Origin of the sequence: Streptomyces sp. NPDC127177, from assembly GCF_042672475.1 — a bacterium.
Taxonomy (GTDB): Bacteria; Actinomycetota; Actinomycetes; order Streptomycetales; family Streptomycetaceae; genus Streptomyces.
This window is the reverse complement of the sequence record NZ_JBHXUW010000057.1, coordinates 34,228-53,495: the sequence shown is the minus strand read 5'-3', so window position 1 is coordinate 53,495 and position 19,268 is coordinate 34,228. Positions and strand designations below refer to the sequence as shown.

The following is a 19,268-nucleotide window of genomic DNA, read 5'->3' as shown; positions in this document are numbered from 1 at the left end:
CTCTCGGGCTTTCCTCCGGGCGCTTCCCTTCGGTCTTGCGTTTCCGACTCTATCAGACTCTTTCGTGTCCGATTCCCGGTCGAAGCGGGCCTCGCGTTCTTTCGCTTTCCAGTTCTTCGCTTTCGCGTTTCCCTTTCCAGCGATTCCAACCTTACCAGACCCGTTTTCGTTCCGTTTCCGGTCCGAATTTGATTTCCGGTGGCCGTTGGAGTGGCCTTGCCTTTCGGCGGATCCGACTTTATCAGAAGTTCTGAGTCGGAATTTCCAACCCCCCGCAGGCGCTCGCGGCGCACGGATGCGCGCGGTGCTTCCCGGTGAGGTGGAGACGTAAACGTACTGGAGCGGGGCTCCCCGATGCAAATCGGGGGCCCCGCTCCGGAGTTCGCGCCTGTTCGGGCGTGCCGAGGTCAGACCTCGACGACGACCGGAAGGATCATCGGGCGCCGGCGGTAGGTGTCGGAAACCCACTTGCCCACCGTGCGGCGGACCAGCTGCTGGAGCTGGTGCGGCTCCATCACGCCGTCCTGCGCCGACTTGTTCAGGGCGTCCTGGACCTTCGGTACGACCGCGCTGAACGCGGAGTCGTCGATGCCGGAGCCCCGGGCCTGGATGTGGGGGCCGCCCACGATCTTGCCGGAGGAACTGTCGACCACGATGAAGACGGAGATGATGCCTTCGTCGCCCAGGATGCGGCGGTCCTTGAGGGAGGTCTCGGTGACGTCGCCGACCGAGAGGCCGTCCACGTACACATAGCCCGCCTGGACCTTGCCGACGATCTTGGCCTTGCCGTCGATCAGGTCGACGACCACGCCGTCCTCGGCGATGACGATGTGGTCCTTCGGCACGCCGGTGAGTGCGCCCAGTTCGGCGTTGGCCCGGAGGTGGCGCCATTCACCATGGACCGGCATCAGGTTCTTCGGCTTGCAGATGTTGTAGAAGTACAGCAGCTCGCCGGCCGAGGCGTGACCCGAGACGTGGACCTTGGCGTTGCCCTTGTGGACGACATTGGCGCCCCAGCGGGTCAGGCCGTTGATCACGCGGTAGACCGCGTTCTCGTTGCCGGGGATCAGCGACGACGCCAGGATGACCGTGTCGCCCTGGACGATCCGGATCTGGTGATCACGGTTGGCCATCCGGGACAGGGCCGCCATCGGCTCACCCTGCGAACCCGTGCAGACGAGCACGACCTCGTCGTCCGGCAGGTCGTCGAGGGTCTTGACGTCGACGACCAGACCCGCGGGAACCTTCAGATAGCCCAGGTCACGGGCGATGCCCATGTTCCGGACCATCGACCGTCCGACGAAGGCGACCCTGCGGCCGTATTCGTGGGCCGTGTCGAGGATCTGCTGGATGCGGTGCACGTGGCTGGCGAAGCTCGCCACGATGATCCGCTTCTGGGCATTGGCGAAGACCGTGCGAAGGACGTTCTGGATGTCCCGCTCGGGCGGTACGAAGCCGGGGACCTCCGCGTTCGTCGAGTCGGAGAGCAGAAGGTCGATGCCCTCCTCGCTCAGCCGTGCGAACGCGTGCAGGTCGGTGAGCCGGCCGTCCAGCGGGAGCTGGTCCATCTTGAAGTCACCGGTGGCGACGGCCATGCCCGCGGGGGTGCGGATGGCGACCGCGAGAGCGTCCGGGATGGAGTGGTTGACCGCGATGAACTCGCAGTCGAAGACGCCGATGCGCTCGCGCTGCCCCTCGGTGACCTCAAGGGTGTACGGACGGATGCGGTGCTCCTGGAGCTTCGCCTCGATGAGCGCGAGGGTCAGCTTGGAGCCGATCAGGGGGATGTCCGGCTTCAGACGCAGCAGATACGGGACACCACCGATGTGGTCCTCGTGGCCGTGCGTGAGGACGATGCCCTCGATGTCGTCGAGGCGGTCCCGGATCGTCGTGAAGTCCGGAAGGATCAGGTCGATTCCGGGCTGCTCCTCCTCGGGGAAGAGGACGCCGCAGTCGACGATGAGCAGGCGTCCGCCGTACTCGAAGACCGTCATGTTGCGGCCGATTTCGCCGAGGCCGCCCAGCGGGGTGACCCGAAGGCCGCCCTTCGGGAGCTTCGGCGGGGTGCCGAGTTCGGGATGCGGATGACTCAAAAGACTCTCCTTACCACACGCGCCACGTACCGCTTGGGCACGTGGCGCGCATGTCATTCGTGCACTTGCTGTTGTCTTGGGGTGTTGCCGTGTTGCCCTCTTGCGAGTGTTCTTCGCGTATTCAGTTGTGAAGTCCGTGGTTACAGCTGTACCCCACCGGCAGCGAGATCGATCTTGAGCTGCGCCGTTTCATGTGCGGTGAGTTCCACCAGCGGGAGCCGCAGCGGGCCCGCGGGAAGACCCTGGAGGGTCAGCGCGGCCTTGGTGGTGATCACGCCCTGGGTGCGGAACATGCCGGTGAAGACGGGCAGCAGCTTCTGGTGGATCTCGGTGGCCTTCTGGACGTCGCCGCCGAGGAATGCCTCCACGAGCGCCCGCAGGTCGGGGGTGACGACATGGCCAACGACGGAGACGAGACCGACCGCGCCGACCGAGAGGAGCGGGAGGTTCAGCATGTCGTCGCCCGAGTACCAGGCGAGGCCCGACTGGGCGATGGCCCAGCTGGCCCGGCCGAGGTCGCCCTTGGCGTCCTTGTTGGCGACGATGCGGGGGTGCTCGGCGAGCCGCACCAGCGTCTCTGTGTCGATCGGCACACCGCTGCGGCCGGGGATGTCGTAGAGCATCACCGGCAGAGCGGTGCTGTCCGCGATCGCCGTGAAGTGCCGCAGCAGACCCTCCTGCGGCGGCTTGTTGTAGTACGGCGTCACGGCGAGGAGGCCGTGGGCACCTGTGCGCTCGGCCGTACGAGCGAGCTCGACGCTGTGGCGGGTGTCATTGGTGCCGATGCCGGCGACGACGTGCGCCCGGTCCCCCACCGCCTCCAGCACAGCCCTTACGAGCTGGTCTTTCTCCGCGTCGCTTGTGGTCGGGGACTCGCCGGTGGTGCCGTTGATGATCAGGCCGTCGTTGCCTGCGTCCACCAGATGGGTGGCGAGCCGCTGCGCACCGTCGAGGTCGAGTGCGCCGTCCGCCGTGAAGGGCGTGACCATAGCGGTGAGGACCCGCCCGAAGGGGGTCTGCGGAGTGGAGATCGGAGCCATGGGTAACACGCTACTCGTTGCTCGGCGCCGGGTGTCCCCTCGGGGGGACAAGCGATAGGAGCCCGGCACTGCCTGCTCGGGGGTTCAAGCAGTGCCGGGTCCGTTTGATCAGCCTAGATGAACTTCACGAAACGCCGCAATACGGACACCGCCTATGGAGCGACGCGTCCGTTTTTGTTGAAGGCTGCATGGGTGAGCGGCATGAGCTCCGCCCAGTGGGCCTCCATCTGCTGGCCGACCATCTCGATCTCGCGCTGCGGGAAGGACGGAACCTTCGCCAGCTCGTGCTGGGTGCGCAGGCCGAGGAAATGCATCAGCGAACGGGCGTTGCACGTGGCGTACATCGAGGAGAACAGGCCGACCGGGAGGACCGCGCGGGCGACCTCACGGGCCACGCCCGCGGCGAGCATCTCCTGGTAGGCCTCGTACGCCTGGCGGTACGAGTCCTCCATGACGCGGCCGGTGAGCTCCTGCTGGGCCTCGGTGCCCTCGACGAACTCGTACTTGCCGGGACGGCCCTGCTGGACGAGCTTGCGGGACTCCCCCGGTACGTAGAAGACCGGCTCCAGCTCCCTGTAGCGGCCCGATTCCTCGTTGTACGACCAGCCGACGCGGTGCCGCATGAACTCGCGGAAGACGAAGATCGGGGCGCTGATGAAGAAGGTCATCGAGTTGTGCTCGAACGGGCTTCCGTGCCGGTCCCGCATCAGGTAGTTGATGAGCCCCTTGGAGCGCTCAGGATCCTTGGTGATCTCCTCCAGGGACTGCTCACCGGCCGTGGAGACACGGGCGGCGAACAGCACGTCGGAATCGCCTGCGGCGTGTTTCACCAGGTCAACGGTGACGTCGCTGCGGAAGCTGGGCTTTGCGGGCTCGGGGGTCTCGGTCACCGGCGGGGTCCTTCCAATGGCGTCGCTCGGGCGGCGCCCACTCTACGGGCCGCCACTGACAACGCCGTCCGCACCGCCCGTTCGAGGATTTCTTCGACCAATTCGGCGATTCGGGGCACCGATCGGGCTCGCCGTGCGTCTGACTCAATAGCACCACCCGACACAGAGTTCAAGGAGAGCAACCTCATGTTCCGCCGGCGTGAATCCGTCCCGTTCTCGTTCGTCGCCGAGGCCGACCGATTCCGCAGTAACGTCACACCACCGCCCCGGGAGCGCAGCAGCCTCTCCGAGCTGGCGGGCCGCAGCCTCGTAGGGCTGGCCGTGATCGCCGGCCTCGCCGGATCGCTGGTCCTCGGCCTCCCCGCACTGGCACCCGACCAGTCGCACGCGCACAGTCAGCAGACCGAGGCCGCGCGGGGGCACTGACTCGTACGGACCCCCTGGGGTGGTACGGCCGGTCACCTCCTCGGTAGCCTCACCGGGCACAGCAATCGAGCGTGCTTGTGAGTGAGGATCAGTCGTGCCCCTGCCCTTCCTGACGGCCGACCGCGCGTTTGACGCGAGCGCTGAGGATGTCGCGCTGCCGTTCGACGACCACGACAGCTGGCGGCGTCCCTACCGTCCGGGACCGTGGCGGGTCGCTGCTGCGGCCACCATGCTGCTGCTTGCCTCGTTCATCCTGTTCGCGGGGATGATCATCGCGTTCGCCGGGGCGATGCCCGGTGCGGGCGCCTGTCTCGCGCTCGCCCTCGCGGTGATCATCTGCGCTCTGCGGATGCTGCGGATCGGCGCCTGGGTGAGCCGGCACGGCATCCGCCGGGTCGGCTTCTTCCGGACGACGACAGTGCCGTGGAGCCGTGCAACGGCGGTCCGTACAGTGCAGCAGCCGGTGAAGTGGCTCGGGTTCCCTCGGACGGTTCAGGGCCAGGCGCTGATCGTTGTGCGAAGGGGTGGCGATGCGGTGCCGCCGTTGCTCACGGACTCCAACGCGGACTTCTTGACGCGGGGGGAGGCGTTCGATCGGGCTGCGGACACGATTGAGGCCTGGGGGGACGAGTACCGGCAGCGTTAGCCTTTGCGGGCCTTGCCGCCCGGCGACCGGGTTTCCCTCGGTCGCCGGGCGGCTGTTTTCTGCCCTCGGTCGCCGGACGGGCTCGAAGGACTGTCCTCAAACGCCGGACGGGCTGGATTTGCCCGACGGACTCGGTGATTCTGCAGGACTCAGGACTCGAGGTACCGGACAGGCTGGATCTGTCCGACGGACTCGGTGTGTCTGCAGGACTCGAGGTACCGGACGGGCTGGATTTGTCCGACGAGCTCGGTGATTCTGCAGGACTCGAGGTATCGGGTCAGCTTGATTTGCCCGACCGGCTCGATGCGTCTGCCGGGGCGGTGGCTTCCGGGGTGAGGGCTTCGTTGTTGTGCAGGGTGATGGCTCGTTGCATGGTCTTGCGGGCCCTCGGGGTGTCCCTGGCGTCCTGGTAGGCCACGGCCAGGCGGAACCAGCAGCGCCAGTCGTCCGGGGTGTCCTCCGTCTCCGCCTGGCGGCGTGCGAAGGCCGCGTCGGCGGAGTCGCGGTCGATGCGGCCGCTCGGGGTGCGGATCAGGTCGTCGACCGGCAGCCCGCCCTCGGCGTCGAGTTCGGCGGCCAGGGCGTTGGCCCTCCGGACGAACTGGGTGTTCTTCCAGAGGAACCAGATTCCGATCAGCGGCAGGATCAGCACGGCGACCCCGAAGGTCACCGTGAGCAGAGTGCCGTGCCGGATGAGCAGGACGCCACGGCTGCCGGCCAGGGCGAAGTAGAAGACCAGGACGGCAGCGGTGACGACGTAAGTGATCTTTGCGCGCATGGCGTGGGCTCAGTCAGTTCAGGTCGAGGAAGTTTTCCAGGCCGAACGTGAGGCCCGGGGTGGTCGCCACGCGGCGCGCGCCGAGCAGGATGCCCGGCATGAAGCTGCTGTGGTGCAGCGAGTCGTGCCGGATGGTGAGGGTCTCGCCCTCTCCCCCCAACAGCACCTCCTGGTGGGCCAGGAGGCCGCGGAGCCGGACCGAGTGGACGGGGATCCCGTCGACGTCCGCTCCGCGCGCCCCGTCCAGCGCCGTGGCGGTGGCGTCCGGCTGGGGCGCGGAGCCTGCCTCCCGGCGGGCCTCGGCGATGAGCTGGGCGGTGCGCGCGGCCGTGCCGGAGGGGGCGTCGGCCTTGTTCGGGTGGTGCAGCTCGATGACCTCGACAGACTCGAAGTAGCGGGCTGCCTGCTGGGCGAACTTCATGGTGAGGACCGCGCCGATGGAGAAGTTCGGGGCGATGAGCACGCCGGTCTCCGGGGAACCGGAGAGCCGGCTGGTCAGCTGCGCGAGCCGTTCGTCGGTCCAGCCGGTGGTACCGACCACGGCGTGGATGCCGTGCCGGACGCAGAAGTCGAGGTTCTCCATCACCGATGCGGGGGTGGTGAGCTCGACGACGACCTGGGCTCCGGTCTCCGTGAGGGTCTCCAGCTTGTCGCCGCGGCCCAGTGCGGCCACCAGCTCCAGGTCGTCGGCGGCCTCGACCGCTCGTACCGCCTCGGAGCCGATACGGCCCCTGGCCCCGAGAACGGCCACGCGCAGCTTGCTCATTGCTCTGCTTCCTTACGGGAGGATTTAGGAGACCGCTTCTTCGAGGCGGTCGGCCTGCTTGTCCTTGAGCGGGCCGATGACGGAGAGCGAGGGGCGGTGTCCGAGGACCTCGCCCGCCACCGACCGGACGTCGTCCGGGGTGACCTGCGCGATACGGGCCAGCATGTCGTCGACGGACATCTGCTCGCCCCAGCACAGTTCGCTCTTGCCGATGCGGTTCATCAGGGCGCCGGTGTCCTCCAGGCCGAGGACGGTGGAGCCGGAGAGCTGCCCGATGGCGCGGCTGATCTCCTCGTCGTCCAGTCCGTCCGACGCGACCCGGTCCAGCTCGTCGCGGCAGATCTTGAGGACGTCGTGGACCTGGCTCGGGCGGCAGCCCGCGTACACGCCGAAGAGGCCGCAGTCCGCGAAGCCCGATGTGTACGAGTACACGCTGTAGGCGAGGCCGCGCTTCTCCCGTACCTCCTGGAAGAGGCGGGAGCTCATTCCGCCGCCGAGGGCGGTGTTGAGTACGCCGAGTGCCCAGCGGCGCTCGTCGGTGCGGGCCAGTCCAGGCATACCGAGGACGACGTGGGCCTGTTCGGTCTTGCGGTTGAGCAGTTCGACCCTGCCCGCGGTGCGCAGTGTGCGCGAGCCCTCGCGCGGCGGCGTGGGGACGGCGTCGGTGCGGGTCAGGGCACCGGCGCGTTCGAAGGCCTTGCGGACCTGGCGTACGACCGTGGCGTGGTCGACGTTGCCCGCGGCCGCGACGACCAGGTGCGTGGGGTCGTAGTGCTTCTTGTAGAAGCGGGCGATCTGGGCGCGGTCCAGCGCGTTGACGGTGTCGACGGTGCCGAGGACCGGGCGGCCGAGCGGGGTGTCACCGAGCATGGTGTGCGCGAACAGGTCGTGCACACAGTCGCCGGGATCGTCCTCCGTCATCGCGATCTCCTCGAGGATGACGCCGCGTTCGGCGTCGACGTCCTCGGAGGCGATCAGCGAGCCGGTCAGCATGTCGCAGACGACGTCGATGGCCAGCGGCAGGTCCGTGTCGAGGACCCGCGCGTAGTAGCAGGTGTACTCCTTCGCCGTGAAGGCGTTCATCTCGCCGCCGACCGCGTCGATGGCGGAGGAGATGTCGAGGGCGCTGCGCTCGGCGGTGCCCTTGAAGAGGAGGTGTTCGAGGTAGTGGGTCGCGCCGTTCAGGGTCGGGGTCTCGTCGCGTGATCCGACGTTGGCCCAGATACCGAAGGTGGCGGAGCGTACGGAGGGCAGGGTCTCGGTGACGATGCGCAGGCCGCCGGGGAGGACCGTGCGGCGGACTGTGCCGATGCCGTTGCTGCCCTTGAGGAGTGTTTGGGTACGGGCGACGGCCCGCGCCTCCGAGGAGGTGCGGGCCGTCGTCGCGGAACTACGGGACGTCACTTGTCGGTGTCGTCCTTCTTCTCGTCCTCTTCACCCTCGATGACGGGGATGAGGGAGAGCTTGCCGCGGGAGTCGATCTCGGCGATCTCGACCTGGACCTTGGCACCGACGCCGAGAACGTCCTCGACGTTCTCCACGCGCTTGCCACCGGCGAGCTTGCGGATCTGCGAGATGTGCAGCAGGCCGTCCTTGCCGGGCATCAGGGAGACGAACGCACCGAAGGTGGTGGTCTTGACGACCGTACCCAGGTAGCGCTCGCCGACCTCCGGCATGGTCGGGTTGGCGATCGCGTTGATCGTGGCGCGCGCGGCCTCGGCCTGCGAGCCCTGCTGGGCACCGATGTAGATGGTGCCGTCGTCCTCGATCGTGATGTCGGCGCCGGTGTCCTCCTGGATCTGGTTGATCATCTTGCCCTTGGGGCCGATGACCTCACCGATCTTGTCCACCGGGATCTTGACGGTGATGATCCGCGGGGCGTTCGGGGACATCTCGTCCGGGACGTCGATGGCCTCGTTCATCACGTCGAGGATGTGGAGGCGGGCGTCACGGGCCTGCTTCAGCGCGGCGGCCAGGACCGAGGCGGGGATGCCGTCGAGCTTGGTGTCGAGCTGGAGCGCGGTCACGAACTGCTTCGTACCGGCGACCTTGAAGTCCATGTCACCGAACGCGTCCTCGGCACCGAGGATGTCGGTGAGGGCGACGTAGTGGGTCTTGCCGTCGATCTCCTGCGAGATCAGGCCCATGGCGATACCGGCGACGGCGGCCTTGAGGGGCACACCGGCGTTCAGCAGCGACATGGTGGAGGCGCAGACCGAGCCCATGGACGTCGAGCCGTTGGAGCCCAGCGCCTCGGAGACCTGGCGGATCGCGTAGGGGAACTCCTCGCGCGACGGCAGCACCGGCACGATGGCGCGCTCGGCGAGCGCTCCGTGGCCGATCTCGCGGCGCTTGGGCGAGCCCACGCGGCCGGTCTCACCGACGGAGTACGGCGGGAAGTTGTAGTTGTGCATGTAGCGCTTGCGGGTCACCGGGGAGAGGGTGTCCAGCTGCTGCTCCATGCGGAGCATGTTGAGGGTGGTGACGCCCAGGATCTGGGTCTCGCCACGCTCGAAGAGCGCCGAGCCGTGCACGCGCGGGATGGCCTCGACCTCGGCGGCGAGCGTACGGATGTCCGTGACGCCGCGGCCGTCGATGCGGACCTTGTCCTTGATGACGCGCTCGCGGACCAGCTTCTTGGTCAGCGCGCGGTAGGCACCGGAGATCTCCTTCTCGCGGCCCTCGAAGGCCGGGAGGAGCTTCTCGCCCGCGATCTCCTTGATGCGGTCGAGCTCCGCCTCGCGCTCCTGCTTGCCGGCGATGGTGAGTGCCTTGGCGAGCTCGGTGCTGACGGCCTTGGTGAGCGCCTCCAGGACGTCGTCCTGGTAGTCGAGGAAGACCGGGAACTCGCCGGTGGGCTTGGCGGCCTTGGCGGCGAGGTCCGACTGGGCCTTGCAGAGCGACTTGATGAAGGGCTTCGCGGCCTCGAGACCGGCGGCGACGACCTCTTCGGTCGGGGCCTCGGCGCCGTCCTTGACGAGCTGGATGGTCTTCTCGGTGGCCTCGGCCTCGACCATCATGATCGCGACGTCGCCGTCCTCCAGGACGCGACCGGCGACGACCATGTCGAAGACGGCGTCCTCGAGCTCGGTGTGCGTCGGGAAGGCGACCCACTGGCCCTTGATCAGGGCGACGCGGGTGGCGCCGATCGGGCCGGAGAAGGGCAGGCCCGCCAGGATCGTGGAGGCGGAGGCGGCGTTGATCGCGACCACGTCGTACAGGTGGTCGGGGTTGAGCGCCATGATCGTCTCGACGATCTGGATCTCGTTGCGCAGGCCCTTCTTGAAGGAGGGGCGCAGCGGGCGGTCGATCAGGCGGCAGGTGAGGATCGCGTCCTCGGAGGGGCGGCCCTCCCGGCGGAAGAAGGAGCCGGGGATCTTGCCGGCGGCGTACTGCCGCTCCTCGACGTCCACCGTGAGGGGGAAGAAGTCGAGCTGGTCCTTGGGCCGCTTGGAAGCGGTGGTGGCCGACAGCACCATGGTGTCGTCGTCCAGGTACGCGACGGCGGAGCCGGCGGCCTGCTTGGCCAGGCGGCCCGTCTCGAAGCGGATGGTGCGGGTGCCGAAGGTTCCGTTGTCGATAACGGCCTCGGCGTAGTGGGTCTCGTTCTCCACTAGTGTTTTCTCCATACTCGTCGTCTTTCGTCCTGTCGCCCGTGTGGCGGAGGACGGTGCGGAGAGGCGCACCGTGTGTGCGGGGCCGGTCTTCGATCGAAGCTCCCGGGCGTTGTCCCGGGGGCCACTACCGAGGACCGGCGGCGGCCGTGGGGCGCCTCTCCTCGTCTGGTGTTGTACGTCCAGGTTACTGAGCTTGACCCAGGTCCCGCACGTACGGCAAAGGGAGCGGTCCCCTGGAAGTGGGCACCGCTCCCTTCATCAGCGTCTTTACTTGGCGCCGCCGGCCGCGCCACGGCGGATGCCGAGGCGGTCGACGAGCGCACGGAAGCGCTGGATGTCCTTCTTGGCCAGGTACTGCAGAAGGCGGCGACGCTGGCCGACCAGGATCAGCAGACCACGACGGGAGTGGTGGTCGTGCTTGTGCGTCTTGAGGTGCTCGGTCAGGTCCGAGATGCGGCGGGAGAGCATGGCCACCTGAACCTCGGGGGAACCGGTGTCGCCCTCCTTCTGCGCGAACTCGGTCATGATCTGCTTCTTCGTAGCGGCGTCGAGCGGCACGCGGTACTCCTCTATGTGTTCGATGCGCCCACGAGTGCCCCTGGTCTTGATCTCAGGGGAGCTTGAGTGACTCGGGAGCGAAGGTCCGATGAGCGCAGCTCCCAGAACGAACCGGGAACGCGTACACAAACGGCCACAGCCAGACTACCAGCCGTTCGGAGCGCCCTTGACGGGGCTCAGCCGGTGAGGGCCCTGGCCCTGGCGAAGACGTCCAGGACGGCCAGGCAGAGCGGGACCAGGGAGAGCAGGATCGCGCTCTCGGCCAGGTCCAGGAGCCGGCCCCAGAGCGGGGAGAGTCCCTTGCGCGGCACGGTCAGGGCGACCGCCGTGAGCAGGGCGGCGCCGGCGGCCACGGCTACGGAGAGCCACATCGTACGGACGTCGAGGGCGCCCCGGTCGCCGGACCTGGCGAGCTCCCGCAGCAGGTCGGCGGGTGGGTTCAGCGCGAGGCCGGTGATCAGCAGGGCGATGGCGGCGGCGCCGGCCGCCAGCAGGCAGGTGATCTGTGAGGTGTAACGGAAGAGCCGGGCGCGCAGCAGCAGCGCGAGTCCGGCGGCCAGGGCCAGCAGCCGGCCCCAGGCGTTGTCGGAGAAGGCGAGTGCCGCGGCGGACGCGGTGACGACGGCCGCGCAGCCGGCGGTGAGGCCGAGCAGCAGTTCGTGGCCGCGGCGGGCGCGGTCTGCGATGCCGTCGGCGTCGATGGGCAGGCCCGGGGTGCCGTCCCCGCCGTCCGGGCCGTCGGCGGGGTCGCCGTAGCCGCCGGGGGCGGGGCGGGGTGCGGCGTATCCGATGGGCAGTCGGGCGAAGCGGGCGGAGAGGCCGGGCAGGAAGGCGACGAGTCCGAGGGCGGCCGGGGCGCAGACGGCGGCGGCCCCGGTGGCGGAGGCCTCGGTGAGTATCGCGACGAAGGCCGCCAGTGTGCCGGCGGTGGCGAGGAGGGTCGTCGCGACGAAGGGGGCGTCGCCGCTGCGCGTCAGGGCGACCAGGACGACCGAGGCGACCAGCACGGTGACGCAGCCGAGCAGGAACTGCAGCCTGCCCGGGTCCTGGCCGGCGTCCGGCCCGACGATGCCGGAGCCCGCGACGAGGAGGAGGGGCAGTGCGCCGAGGCCGAGTGCCACGGCGGTGGCGCGGTCCGCGTAGACGCGGGCCCGCACCCCGGCGAAGGCGGTGAGCAGCGCCCCCGCGCAGCCGGCGATGGTGCCGGGCAGTCCGTGCATGTCGTGGTGGGCCGGGTCGGCGGACCACAGGACGAGGGCCATCAGGGCGAGCAGGGCGACGGCTCCCGCCAGTCCGGCGCCGCGCAGCAGGTCGTCGCTCCAGAGGTGGCGGTCGCGGCCGACGGCCGAGGCGACGGCGTCGGAGACGTCGTCGAAGACGGCGGGCGGCAGGGAGCGGGCGAAGGGGCGCAGCAGGAGGAGTTCGCCGTCGAGCACCTGCTGGGCCGCGAGGGTCCCGGAACTGTCGAGGACCGTGCCGTCGCGGCGTACGAGGTGGTGTCCGGTGGGGGTGCCCGCCGGCTGGGTCCGGCCGGTAAGGCGGAGGATCTCCGGGTAGATGTCGGCGACGGCGATGTCCTCGGGCAGTGCCACGTCGATCCGGCTGTCGGGCGCCACGACGGTGACCCGGCAGAAGCCGGTCGCTGCGGTCGTACTCACGTGTCTGGATCCCCCTGGTTCGCGGTGCCGCAACCGTCCGCGGGCAAGCCTACCGGGGCGGGTGAACGGCTCCCGGCACGTAGGATCACCGTCGCGCGGAGGCCAGTCCGCGAGCAGAGGCAGCCACGGGGGCGCCGGTGCGGTCCACCCGGTCATCCCGTCCGCACCGAGGGATTGATGTTCCGGTGAGCCAGATCGTCGTGAAGCGACCACCGCGGTCCCTGCCGCCGGAAGTCCCCACGGACGCGTTGACGTTGACGGCGCCGCCCGGACTGCCGCGCGGGCAGCGGGAGGGCCTGCTGATGCAGCTCCTGCCTGTGCTGGGCATGGCGTCCTCGGTGGTCTTCTTCTTCTCTCCGCAGGCTCCCGCGTTCATGCGGGTCATGGGTGTGCTGATGCTGGTGTCGACGCTCGGCATGGTCGTCGCGCAGCTGGTCCGCTACCGGCGGGGTTCGCAGGGGCAGTTGGCGGAGGTCCGGCGCGACTACCTCAAGTACCTGGCGCGGACGCGGCGGACGGTGCGCCGGACCGCGCGTGCCCAGCGGGACGCGCAGTTGTACCTGCAGCCCGCTCCCGAGCAGCTGTGGTCGGTGGCGGCCGATCCCGCCCGGGTGTGGGAACGGCGTTCCGGCGACGGGGACTTCGGCCAGGTGCGGGTCGGGCTCGGGACGCAGTTGCTGTCGACGCCGCTGGAGGCGGCGGACTCCGCTCCGGTGGATGAGCTGGACCCGCTGTGCGCGGGTGCGATGCAGCGGTTCCTGGCGGTGCACGGCTCGTTGGACGGACTGCCGATGGCCGTCTCGATGCGGGCGTTCTACCACGTCACGGTCTCCGGCAGGCCGGAGTCCGCGCAGTCCGCGGCGCGGGCGATGGTGGCCCAGTTGGTGACGCTGCACTCTCCGGAGGATCTGGTGGTCGCGGTCGTGGCGGGGCCGGGTGCGGTGGCGCGCTGGGAGTGGACGAAGTGGCTGCCGCATGTGCAGGTGCCGGGGCAGGTGGACGGGGCCGGGTCGAAGCGGCTGTTCGGGGCGGGGCCGGACGAGGTCGAGGGGTTGCTCGCGCCCTGGCTCGATGGGCGGCCTCGATTCGGCCGGGAGGGCGGGCCGGTGCCGGACCGTCCGCACGTCGTGGTCGTGCTGGACGGTGGCGGGGTGCCGCCGGACTCGGTGCTGGCGGCGGCCGAGGGGCTGAAGGGCGTGACGGTCATCGAGGTGGTGTCGGGCGAGCTCGGCGCGGCGCGCGGCGGTCTCTCCATGGTGGTGCGGCCCGGGCTGCTGCGGCTGGAGTCCGGGACGGGGCGGGTGTACGAGGGGGTGCCGGACGGTCTCGCGCTGCCGGCTGCCGAGGCGCTGGCCCGGCAGCTGGCGCCGCTGCGGGCCGGCGGAGGTGATGACGGCGAACCGCTGCTCGCCGAGCTGGATTTCACCGATCTGCTGAGTCTGGGTGACGCGGATTCGGTCGATGTGGCGCGTACGTGGCGGCCGCGGTCGGCCTCCGAGCGGCTGCGGGTGCCGATCGGGGTGGGCGAGGACGGTCTACCGGTGATGCTGGACCTGAAGGAGGCGGCGCAGGAGGGCATGGGGCCGCACGGGCTCTGTGTCGGCGCGACGGGTTCCGGGAAGTCGGAGCTGCTGCGGACGCTTGTGCTGGGGCTCGCGGTCACGCACCCCTCCGAGACGCTGAACTTCGTGCTCGCGGACTTCAAGGGCGGCGCGACGTTCGCCGGTATGTCGCACCTGCCGCACGTGGCCGCGGTCATCACCAATCTGGCCGACGATCTGACGCTGGTCGACCGGATGGGCGACGCGATCCGTGGTGAGCTCCAGCGCCGCCAGGAGCTGCTGCGCTCGGCGGGCAACTACGCCGGCGTCCACGAATACGAGAAGGCCCGTGCGGCGGGCGCGGCGCTCGAGCCGCTGGCCTCGCTGGTCCTGGTCATCGACGAGTTCTCCGAACTGCTGACAGCCAAGCCGGACTTCATCGACATGTTCATCCAGATCGGCCGGATCGGCCGTTCGCTCGGGGTGCATCTGCTGCTGGCCTCGCAGCGCCTGGAGGAGGGCAGGCTGCGGGGTCTGGACACCTACCTCTCGTACCGGATCGGGCTGCGGACGTTCTCGGCGGCGGAGTCGCGCAGCGCGCTGGGTGCGGCGGACGCCTACCACCTGCCGTCCGTGCCCGGCTCCGGCTATCTGAAGGCCGGTACGGAGGGGATGACCCGGTTCAAGGCGGCGTACGTCTCGGGGCCGTACCGCACCGGCGGTCCCGCCCGGCCGGCCGGGCGGCTTCCGGCCGGGCGACGGGCTGCCGTGTTCAGTGCGCTGCCCGTGCCGGTGGAGCACCCGGCGCCGGACCCGGTGCCCGCGGCGTCCGTCGGGGCTGACGCCCGGGACGGGGCGCTCGCCGACACCGTCCTCGATGTGATCGTGCGGCGGCTGGAGGGGCAGGGGGTGCCCGCCCATCAGGTGTGGCTGCCGCCGTTGGACCGGGCGCCGGCGCTGGACCGGCTGCTGCCGGGGCTGGCGACCAGTACCGATCGCGGGTTCACCGCCACGGAGTACAGCCGGCCCGGTGGGCTGACCGTCCCCCTCGGTCTGGTCGACAAGCCGTTCGAGCAGCGGCGGGAGGTGCTGTACCGGGACTTCTCCGGTGCGGCGGGGCACATGATGGTGGTCGGCGGCCCGCAGTCCGGCAAGTCGACGCTGCTGCGGACGCTGATCGCGTCGTTCGCACTCACCCACACCCCGCGCGAGGTCCAGTTCTACGGACTCGACTTCGGGGGTGGCGGACTGGCCTCGCTGGCGGACCTGCCGCATGTCGGCGGTATCGCCGCACGGCTGGACCCGGAGCGGGTACGGCGTACGGTCGCCGAGGTGGCGGGGGTGCTGGCCCGGCGCGAGGAGTTCTTCCGCGACCGGGCGATCGACTCGGTCGCCACCTACCGGCACCTGCGCGCGCTCGGTGAACTGCCCGGGGAGGCTTGGGGCGATGTCTTCCTGGTCATCGACGGCTGGAGCGCGTTCCGGACCGAGTACGAGGGGCTTGAGCAGGTCGTCACCGACATCGCCGCACGCGGTCTCGGCTACGGCGTCCATGTCGTGCTGTCGGCGGCGCGCTACATGGAGGTGCGTGCCGCGCTGAAGGACCAGATCCTGGGGCGGCTCGAACTGCGGCTCGGCGACGCCATGGACTCCGAGTTCGACCGCCGGGTCGCTGCCCGCGTTCCGACGGGGGTGCCCGGCCGTGGTCAGGTGGCGGAGAAGCTGCACTTCATGGGCGCGCTGCCGCGTATCGACTCCGGCGCCGGCGCGGCGGATCTGGCCGACGGCACGGCGGCGCTGACCGGGGCGGTGCGGGCCGGCTGGGCGGGGCCACCGGCCCCGGCCGTACGGCTGCTGCCGCACAGGCTGCCCGCGGACCAGCTGCCCAAGGGGTTCGAGTTCCCGCGGCGGGGGATCGCGATCGGTATCGACGAGACCGAACTGGAGCCGGTGTTCGTCGACTTCGACACCGATCCGTTCTTCCTCGTCTTCGGTGACAGCGAGTCGGGGAAGACCGGTCTGCTGCGGCTGATCGCGAAGCAGCTCGCGGAGCGCCACTCCCCCGACGAGGCGAAGTTCGTCGTCGGCGACTACCGGCGGTCGCTGCTGGGCGCGCTGCCGGAGAGCCATCTGCTGGAGTACGCGCCGACGGCGGACGCGATGCGGACGCATATGGAGGCGCTTGCGGGGGTGTTCGCACGCCGGCAGCCTCCGGCGGACGTCAGCCCGCAGCAGTTGCGCGAACGCAGCTGGTGGACGGGTCCGCAGATCTTCGTCATCGTCGACGACTACGACCTGGTGGCGACGGGCGCGGGCAGTCCGCTGGCCCCGCTGGCGGAGTACCTGCCGTTCGCCCGGGACGCGGGGGTGCGTTTCGTCATCGCGCGCGGTTCGGCGGGGGCCTCCCGCTCCATGTACGAGGGGTTCATGCAGCGGATCAAGGAGCTGGGCGCCCAGGGTGTCGTGCTGTCCGGCGATCCGGCCGAGGGCGATCTGATCGGTTCGGTGCGGGGACGTCCGATGCCACCGGGGCGCGGGTACTTCGCGACCCGGCGCCGGGGCAGTCCGCTGGTGCAGACGGGGTGGACGCCGGAGCGGCACTGACCCGGCGCGGGAGGGCCGGCACGGGGGTGGGAGAGCACATCCGCGCGCCCCGCGCTGCGGAATCGGTGACGGGATCCCTCGTCGGGACGGGCCCTGTACCGTGCCGTACAGAGCCACGTACGGAGAGGAACCCTTGACGATGGGCACGCAGGCGGAGAAGGACGAGCTGTACGCACTCGACATCTCGGGGGTGGAATGGCTGAGCGCGCCGGGCACCGAGGACGCCGAGGAACGGGTCGAGATCGCGCATCTGCCGGGCGGGGCCGTCGCGATGAGGTCCTCGCTGGATCCGGAGACCGTACTGCGTTACACCGAGGCCGAGTGGCGCGCGTTCGTACTGGGTGCCAGGGACGGCGAGTTCGACCTCACGTAGCGGCGCGACGGGGCACCGCGGCGCTACGCACAATGGGCACGTTCGGGTGAACGTGCCCATGGCCGTGCGTGCCGCCCCCGTGGTGTCCGTGCGGCCCGGCCCTCAGTACGCCTCGGTGAACAGGCGGGAGGACTTCAGGTCCGTGGACCGGTAGTGGTCCTTGCCGGTCTCGACGATCCTCGCGACCTGTTCCAGCCGGCTCTTCATGTCATCGGCCCTGCCGCGGTACTTGTTCTGGAGCGTCACGTACTCGCGGTGCGCCTCACCGTCCCAGGTGTCGGTGACGACCTTGAGCGCGGTGTCCATCTCCTCGAGGTCGCGGCAGATGTTCCGCGACACCGCGCGGATGCGGTTCGCCATCTCCTGGACGCTCTCGTACCTGACCTTGGTGTGCGGGTCGTGACCCATCCGGTCTCTCCTCTGGCTCGCTGTGGCGGAAGGTGTGCGGCGGTGCGGCTCAGACGCCGTTCAGCCCGGAGGTGCCGGCCGGGGCGGCCGGTTCCTTCACCGAGTTGAAGGCCGCGCGGACCTCCTCGTCGTTGGCGTTGCTGAGGTTCTTGGTGGTGCCCACGGCGTTGTGCAGCACGTTGAGGAGGCGGCGGATCCCGTCGTGGTCCTCGTTGATCACGAGCTGTGCGGACGTGAACCCCGATGCGCCGACGCCGGTCCAGCCCGCACCGGCCGTGGCGAGGATGTCGGCCAGCTCCCTGGACTGTCTGGACACTGCCTCGGCGGTGTTGATGATCTTGTTCTTGGCCTGGACGATCGGATCGTCGGCAAGTCCGAAGCCGCCTGCGGGGTTGGTCATCCGGAGGTCCTGTCTCTCGGTTCAGGGACCTGTCCGCCGGACGCGGCCAGGTATCCGGTAGGTGAATTCCCGTATCAGCCTAGCCATTTCACCATCCCTCCCCGGCTGCGGCTTTTGCGTGGGGAGTACCCTTGATGCCCCTCTCAGCCGGAGCGCGGGCCCCGGCGCCTCCGGACGTCGCGCACGACCGTCGCGGTGCCGGCGACCAGGCCGACGAGTACCGCGGCGACCGCCAGGGCGTAGGCCGCGTACCGCTTGTCCCGTTCCTGCGGTGTCCCCGCCATCGACAGGTGCGCGGGGTCGGGTGCCTGGGCGGCGGTGGGCGGCGGGTCCGGGCGGGGCGCGTCCTGCGGGGTGTCGTCGCCGGACAGCGCGCGCACCGGGTCGACGACACCCCAGCCGACGTAGTCGTCGTGCCCGTTGACCGAGCGCTCGGCGGTCTGTTCGATCCGGGCGACGATCTGCGCCGCCGTCCAGTGCGGGTACCTGGCGCGCATCAGCGCGGCGACCCCGCTGACGTAGGGCGCGGAGAAGCTGGTGCCGTTGTCGGCGCACTGGCCGCCGCCGGGGACGGTGGAGACGACGTCGACTCCGGGGGCGGCGACCCCCACGAACTCCCCCGCCTGGGAGAAGGGGGCGCGTTCGTTGTTGCGGTCGGAGGCGCCGACGGCGAGGACGCCGTCGAAGGCGGCCGGATAGGTGCGCCCCGGCCGGCCGTCCATTCCGTTGTTCCCCGCGGAGGCGACCACCACGATGTCCTTGCCCACCGCCTTGGCGACCGCCCGGCCCAGTACGGAGTCGGCGGTGAGCGGCCTGCTGGTGTCCTGGGAGATGTTGATGACGTCGGCCCCCTCGGCGATCGCGTGGTCGATCGCGGCGGCCATCGTGGTGTCCCGGCCGCTGTTCTTCTCGTCGTTCTGGCGGATCGGGATGATGACGGCCTCGGGGGCCAGGCCGACGAACCCGGTGCCGCGGCGGGGGCGGGCGGCGATGATGCCGGCCACCTTGGTGCCGTGACCGACCTCGTCGACGGTGCCGTCGGTGGCGCCGCCCCGGAGGTAGTCGGCCCCCGCGGAGGCGTCCACGGCCGAGGTGAGCTGCGGATTGCTGTCGTCCACCCCGGTGTCGATGACGGCGACCCGGACGCCCTTGCCCCGGGTGTCCTGCCACAACTCGTCCAGGAGCACGCGTTGGAGCGGCCAGGGACGGCCCTCGAACTGCTTCTCCATCGGGAACGTGCATACGCCGCTGCCGTCTATGCCCAGGTCGTCCGGGCCCGGACCGGCGAGCGCGGTATGCGGACCGGCGTACACGGTCTGCGGGCCGGCGTACACGGTCTGCGGGCCGGCGAGCGCGGTCTGCGGGCCGGCGAGCGCGGCCAGGGCCGCTGCCGCAGCGGCCGTCAGCAGTGCCTTCTTGCGGTACGGCAGTGCGCTCTTGCGGTACGGCATCGTCCGGTCTCCCCCGTGC

16 protein-coding genes are annotated in these 19,268 nt (G+C 70.0%); 4 read left to right on the top strand and 12 right to left on the bottom strand.

What is annotated here, in order from left to right:
• Nucleotides 1-407: 407 nt before the first annotated feature.
• From ACFVJX_RS28800 to thyX, 3 genes are all read right to left on the bottom strand, one after another.
• Nucleotides 408-2,093 carry a ribonuclease J gene (locus tag ACFVJX_RS28800; protein WP_384132546.1) on the bottom strand — a complete coding sequence of 562 codons (1,686 nt, stop codon included), beginning with the start codon at nucleotides 2,091-2,093 and terminating at the stop codon, nucleotides 408-410.
• A gap of 140 nt (nucleotides 2,094-2,233) precedes the next feature.
• Nucleotides 2,234-3,133 (bottom strand): 4-hydroxy-tetrahydrodipicolinate synthase, encoded by a 900-nt coding sequence (gene dapA / locus ACFVJX_RS28795; protein WP_384132543.1) that lies wholly within the window; start codon nucleotides 3,131-3,133, stop codon nucleotides 2,234-2,236.
• A 152-nt stretch (nucleotides 3,134-3,285) separates the two neighbouring features.
• Nucleotides 3,286-4,023 (bottom strand): FAD-dependent thymidylate synthase, encoded by a 738-nt coding sequence (gene thyX / locus ACFVJX_RS28790; RefSeq protein WP_384132540.1) that lies wholly within the window; start codon nucleotides 4,021-4,023, stop codon nucleotides 3,286-3,288.
• Between the two features lie 186 nt (nucleotides 4,024-4,209).
• Between thyX and ACFVJX_RS28785 the strand changes: the two genes are divergently transcribed.
• Nucleotides 4,210-4,449, top strand: a complete 240-nt coding sequence (locus ACFVJX_RS28785; protein ID WP_384132538.1) for a hypothetical protein — start codon at nucleotides 4,210-4,212, stop codon at nucleotides 4,447-4,449.
• Nucleotides 4,450-4,543: 94 nt separating this feature from the next.
• Entirely contained in the window at nucleotides 4,544-5,095 is a 552-nt protein-coding gene (locus ACFVJX_RS28780; RefSeq protein ID WP_384132535.1) for a hypothetical protein, read from the top strand.
• Nucleotides 5,096-5,372: 277 nt separating this feature from the next.
• Here the strand turns inward: ACFVJX_RS28780 and ACFVJX_RS28775 are convergent, their stop codons facing one another.
• The 6 genes from ACFVJX_RS28775 to eccD form a co-directional block, all read right to left on the bottom strand.
• The gene (locus ACFVJX_RS28775) at nucleotides 5,373-5,873 is read right to left on the bottom strand and encodes a hypothetical protein (RefSeq protein ID WP_384132532.1); all 501 of its coding nucleotides are present in this window, start codon (nucleotides 5,871-5,873) and stop codon (nucleotides 5,373-5,375) included.
• 13 nt (nucleotides 5,874-5,886) lie between these two features.
• Nucleotides 5,887-6,639 (bottom strand): 4-hydroxy-tetrahydrodipicolinate reductase, encoded by a 753-nt coding sequence (dapB, locus tag ACFVJX_RS28770; protein WP_384132529.1) that lies wholly within the window; start codon nucleotides 6,637-6,639, stop codon nucleotides 5,887-5,889.
• 24 nt (nucleotides 6,640-6,663) lie between these two features.
• On the bottom strand, nucleotides 6,664-8,043 hold the full coding sequence (locus tag ACFVJX_RS28765; protein ID WP_384132526.1) for a M16 family metallopeptidase: 1,380 nt from the start codon (nucleotides 8,041-8,043) through the stop codon (nucleotides 6,664-6,666).
• Nucleotides 8,040-10,253: a polyribonucleotide nucleotidyltransferase gene (locus ACFVJX_RS28760; protein ID WP_384132548.1), complete on the bottom strand. Its 2,214-nt coding sequence runs from the start codon at nucleotides 10,251-10,253 to the stop codon at nucleotides 8,040-8,042. The genes ACFVJX_RS28765 and ACFVJX_RS28760 overlap by 4 nt, the downstream gene beginning before the upstream one ends.
• A gap of 270 nt (nucleotides 10,254-10,523) precedes the next feature.
• Nucleotides 10,524-10,814, bottom strand: a complete 291-nt coding sequence (gene rpsO, locus ACFVJX_RS28755; protein WP_018551846.1) for a 30S ribosomal protein S15 — start codon at nucleotides 10,812-10,814, stop codon at nucleotides 10,524-10,526.
• Nucleotides 10,815-10,990: 176 nt separating this feature from the next.
• A complete protein-coding gene (eccD, locus tag ACFVJX_RS28750) occupies nucleotides 10,991-12,472 on the bottom strand; it encodes a type VII secretion integral membrane protein EccD (RefSeq protein ID WP_384132523.1) in 1,482 nt (493 codons plus the stop codon).
• Nucleotides 12,473-12,657: 185 nt separating this feature from the next.
• On the opposite strand from eccD, the gene eccCa reads away from it, so the two are divergent.
• Both eccCa and ACFVJX_RS28740 read left to right on the top strand, forming a co-directional pair.
• Nucleotides 12,658-16,617, top strand: coding sequence for a type VII secretion protein EccCa (gene eccCa / locus ACFVJX_RS28745; RefSeq protein WP_384132520.1), 3,960 nt, complete (start codon nucleotides 12,658-12,660; stop codon nucleotides 16,615-16,617).
• Between the two features lie 139 nt (nucleotides 16,618-16,756).
• Nucleotides 16,757-16,990 (top strand): DUF397 domain-containing protein, encoded by a 234-nt coding sequence (locus tag ACFVJX_RS28740; protein WP_266980877.1) that lies wholly within the window; start codon nucleotides 16,757-16,759, stop codon nucleotides 16,988-16,990.
• A gap of 102 nt (nucleotides 16,991-17,092) precedes the next feature.
• Here ACFVJX_RS28740 and ACFVJX_RS28735 read toward each other — a convergent pair whose 3' ends face one another.
• The 3 genes from ACFVJX_RS28735 to mycP form a co-directional block, all read right to left on the bottom strand.
• Nucleotides 17,093-17,398, bottom strand: a complete 306-nt coding sequence (locus ACFVJX_RS28735) for a WXG100 family type VII secretion target (RefSeq protein ID WP_384132517.1) — start codon at nucleotides 17,396-17,398, stop codon at nucleotides 17,093-17,095.
• A gap of 49 nt (nucleotides 17,399-17,447) precedes the next feature.
• Nucleotides 17,448-17,798, bottom strand: coding sequence for a hypothetical protein (locus tag ACFVJX_RS28730; RefSeq protein ID WP_384132514.1), 351 nt, complete (start codon nucleotides 17,796-17,798; stop codon nucleotides 17,448-17,450).
• A gap of 143 nt (nucleotides 17,799-17,941) precedes the next feature.
• Complete coding sequence (gene mycP, locus ACFVJX_RS28725; protein WP_384132511.1) at nucleotides 17,942-19,249, bottom strand: type VII secretion-associated serine protease mycosin; 1,308 nt, start codon at nucleotides 19,247-19,249, stop codon at nucleotides 17,942-17,944.
• Between the last annotated feature and the right edge of the window lie 19 nt (nucleotides 19,250-19,268).